This window comes from Accumulibacter sp., from assembly GCF_031732815.1.
In the GTDB taxonomy this organism is placed as follows: domain Bacteria; phylum Pseudomonadota; class Gammaproteobacteria; order Burkholderiales; family Rhodocyclaceae; genus Accumulibacter.
On record NZ_JAVMKF010000203.1, the window covers coordinates 1 to 3,741 of the forward strand.

4 protein-coding genes are annotated in these 3,741 nt (G+C 63.1%); all 4 read right to left on the minus strand.

Features of this window, described 5'->3' with window-relative positions:
• Positions 1 to 231: 231 nt before the first annotated feature.
• Positions 232 to 1,467: a c-type cytochrome biogenesis protein CcmI gene (ccmI, locus tag RKP46_RS13045; protein WP_311107037.1), complete on the minus strand. Its 1,236-nt coding sequence runs from the start codon at positions 1,465 to 1,467 to the stop codon at positions 232 to 234.
• 2 nt (positions 1,468 to 1,469) lie between these two features.
• Positions 1,470 to 1,937 carry a cytochrome c-type biogenesis protein gene (locus RKP46_RS13050; protein WP_311107038.1) on the minus strand — a complete coding sequence of 156 codons (468 nt, stop codon included), beginning with the start codon at positions 1,935 to 1,937 and terminating at the stop codon, positions 1,470 to 1,472.
• Positions 1,930 to 2,457 carry a DsbE family thiol:disulfide interchange protein gene (locus tag RKP46_RS13055; RefSeq protein ID WP_311107039.1) on the minus strand — a complete coding sequence of 176 codons (528 nt, stop codon included), beginning with the start codon at positions 2,455 to 2,457 and terminating at the stop codon, positions 1,930 to 1,932. The genes RKP46_RS13050 and RKP46_RS13055 overlap by 8 nt, the downstream gene beginning before the upstream one ends.
• A gap of 9 nt (positions 2,458 to 2,466) precedes the next feature.
• Positions 2,467 to 3,741, minus strand: a 1,275-nt coding sequence (locus tag RKP46_RS13060; RefSeq protein ID WP_311107040.1) for a cytochrome c-type biogenesis CcmF C-terminal domain-containing protein, incomplete at its 5' end; no start/stop codon positions are given.

Below are 3,741 nucleotides of genomic sequence, written 5' to 3' on the forward strand. Positions count from 1 at the left end.
AGCAGACGGTTGGCAGCACTCCGCGCCTCGCCGAGCAGAACGTCGCCCGACTCGTTGGCGCGCACGCTGCTCGCAAGCACGAGCGCGCCTGCGGCACACACCGCCAGAAATTTCCTTACCTTGGACACCGATGCTGCCGCTACCATTGTTATCCCCTGCGGGCAGCACGGCCGGATTCCCCATTCCGGGAAATTCAGACATCTTCCCGAATTCAGGAAGACTCCGTACCGCCTACTTCACGACCGAACCTATGACGATGGTAACACCCTTCGTCCCGGGTGCGACTGCGGCAGAAAAGCCTTCAAGGTCGCCGGCACGGGGCTGCGCATCGCCACTCTTCGAAAGTCGGGCTCCGATAACGACCGTTTTCTGTTGGGACAACCGGTAGTTCGGACTCATCGACATGCTATCGTCAAGCAAGAAGCTCGCCGGGAGGTTGTCAGCAGTCAGACGAACCATTGCGACCGGCATTCGCGGCCCGTCCGGCGTACGCGCAAAGACATAGAGGGTATCGCCACGAGAAACCTTCGCAGCAAGCGCAGGGTCGATGTTGACGCTGCCGGACACTCTCGTCTGCTCGGCAGCGGCGACCGGAGTCGCCCCTGCGCCACCGGTCGCAGCGAGACGGTTCTCGGCATCGCGAATGCTGTTCTGGATTCCGACGGCTGCCTGCGACCCTTCGGGAACCAGTGTGAGAATCTTCTGCCACTCACCAATGGCTGAGCGGTAGTCCTTTTTCTCGAAGGCGATCGTCCCGGAAAGGGCAAGCGCCTTCAGGTTTCTTGGATCAACAGCCAGAGCTTGCCGAACAATCTTCTCCGGTTCGCCGGAAAGTTGCTTGCCCTGCGCCATGGCCACGGTATCCGCAAAATCCGCAAGCAGCTGGGCATCCGGCGGCAACAGGGTGATTGCGCGACCATAGGCGGCAGCCGATTCCGGGAACCGCCCGAGCACACCGTAGGACTTGGCCAGCATCAGCCAGCCGTTGCCATCGCTCGGATTGTCCTGCAGGCGCTCCGCAAGGCGCTCGACCATGGCGACGATCTGCTGCTGGCCGAGCGCGTGCCCACCGTCGGCAGAGGCGGCCTGCTTTCCGCCACCCATCGCCGCAGGCTCGCCGAGCGCGGCATAGAGGCCGATCACCAGCGCCGGCACAGCAAGACCAAGGGCCGCAGCCAGCATAGGACGGCGCGCCCCGGCAGCCGCCTTCGGCGCCTGCTCCGAAACATCCTCCAGAGCACGGCGCTCGATTTCCTGGCGAGCCCTGGCGTACGCCTCGTCCCCCATTTCGCCTGACGCATGCTCGCGCTCGAGGTCGGCCATCTGCTCTCGGAGAATGGCAGCGTTCAGTGCGCGGGCTGCAACGCCAGCCTCCGCCGTCGATCTGTCGGCGCGCAGCAGGACGTAAAGCAGCACCCCGACGATAACGGCGATGAACAGGCCGGCGACGATAACGAACAGGGTCATGCTTATTCCTTCCCGGTAGCCAGCAGCCGCTCGGCGGCGGCGTGTTCATCGGCCGACAGTGGTTGTGGCTGCTGCGCCAGGCGACGCCTCAGCTTGATGAAGAGCAGCGCGAGTGCGCCGAAAAACAGCACGAAGGGACCCGCCCACAGCAGCCAGGTCGTCGCCTTGACCGGCGGACGATAAAGCACGAAATCGCCATAGCGCTGGACCATGTAGTCGAGAATCTCCCGGTCCGAGCGACCGGCCTTCACCATTTCGCGAACCTGCCGCTTCAGGTCGAGTGCCAGGTCGGCATGCGAATCGGAAAGGTTCTGGTTCTGGCAGACGAGGCAGCGCAACTCGTCAGAAAGCTTCTGGACCCGTGCCTCGACCGCCGGATCCTCGGCGACCGGGCGGGCTTCCGCCGCAACAGCTGCCGACATGACGAAGGTCGACAGGGCGACGGTGACAGCAAGAATAAGCTTACGCACCGTTCAACTCCTTCACGAGAGGCAGGATCTTTTGCTCGACCACCTTCTGCGTCAGTGGTCCGATGTGCTTGTAGCGGATTAAGCCGGTCTTATCGATGACGAAGGTTTCCGGAACGCCATAGACGCCGTAATCGATTCCGATGCGGCCATCCCGGTCATAGGCCGAGAGCAGGTACGGGTCGCCGTGTTCCTTCAACCACGCGATTCCGGCCTGGCGCTCATCCTTGTAATCGAGGCCAACGATCGGAACAACGTTCTGCCGGGCAAGATCCATGAGCACCGGATGCTCCTGGCGGCAGGACACGCACCACGACGCCCAGACATTCAGCAGCCAGACCCGGCCCTTCATATCCTGTGGCGCGATCGTATGCTCTGCGGCGTGCAGCTGCGGCACCTGGAATGCCGGCGCCGGCTTGCCGATGAAGGGGGATGGCACCTCGCGCGGATTCAGTCGCAGGCCGACGCCGAGGAAAACCGCGAGAACGATGAAAATGCCAAGCGGCAGCAGGAAGCGACGCATACCTCCTCCTCAGATCGCCGGAGCCGGCGCTGCCGGAGCAGCAGAGGCCTCTCGTCGCGCGAGCCGGTAGCGGCGATCCGTAGCCGCGAGCAGGCCGCCGAACGCCATCAACAGGCAGCCCCACCAGATCCAATCAACCAGCGGCTTGTGCTGCACGCGGACGATCCATGTTCGTTCGTCGATCATTTCGCCAAGTGAAACATAGAGATCGCGGAACAGGCCGGTATCGATTGCCGCCTCGGTCATCGGCATGCGCTGCACGTTGTAGATGCGCTTTTCGGGGAGCATCGTGAGGAGCACCCTGCCTTCGCGGCTGACCTCCATCCGGCCACGGGCAGCGATGTAGTTCGGACCCTTGACTTCCTCGACACCGAGAAGCTTGAAGCTGTAGCCGCCAACCGTCGTCGTATCGCCCGGCGCCATCTTGACGTCCGCGTTGCTCTCGAAGGCCTTGACCATGCTGACGCCAAGGATGAAGACGCCGACACCGGCGTGTGCGAGCACCATGCCCCACTGTGCCCGGGGAATCGCGCCCAGCCGCGCAGCGAACCCGGCATTTCCGCCGCGGACGCGCTCGGCGACATGGACGAAACTGGAGAGGATGCACCAGACGCCCAGCAGGCTGCCAAACGCAACCAGCGCCGACCATTTCCCGAAGGCGAGCGGCAAGACCATGCCTCCGGCCACGGAAAGCACCGCGGCAATCCTGAGAAGCTTCGGCAGATCCGCGACACGGCCTGATTTCCAGCGGATGAAGGACCCGATACCGATGAGCAGGACGAGCGGCACCATCAGCGGTACAAATACGGCCTCGAAATACGGAGGGCCGACGGAAATCTTGCCAAGATCGAGCGCATCGAGAAACAGTGGGTATAGCGTACCGAGCAGCACGGCACCCGCGGCGACGGTAAGCAGGACGTTGTTCACGAGAAGCATCGACTCGCGGGAAAGCAGTGCGAAGCTGCCGCCCAGGCCGACCTTCGGCGCGCGCCATGCGAAGAGGGTCAGCGAAGCGCCGACAGTAATGACAAGAAAGATCAGGACGAAGATGCCGCGCTTCGGATCGGTCGCAAAGGCGTGTACCGAGGTCAGCACGCCGGAACGGACGAGGAAGGTGCCGAGCAGCGACAGCGAAAAGGCAAGGATCGCAAGGATCACAGTCCAGTTCTTGAAGCTGCCACGCTTTTCGGTCACCGCCAGCGAATGCATCAGGGCAGTACCGACCAGCCAGGGCATGAACGAGGCGTTCTCGACCGGATCCCAGAACCACCAGCCGCCCCAGCC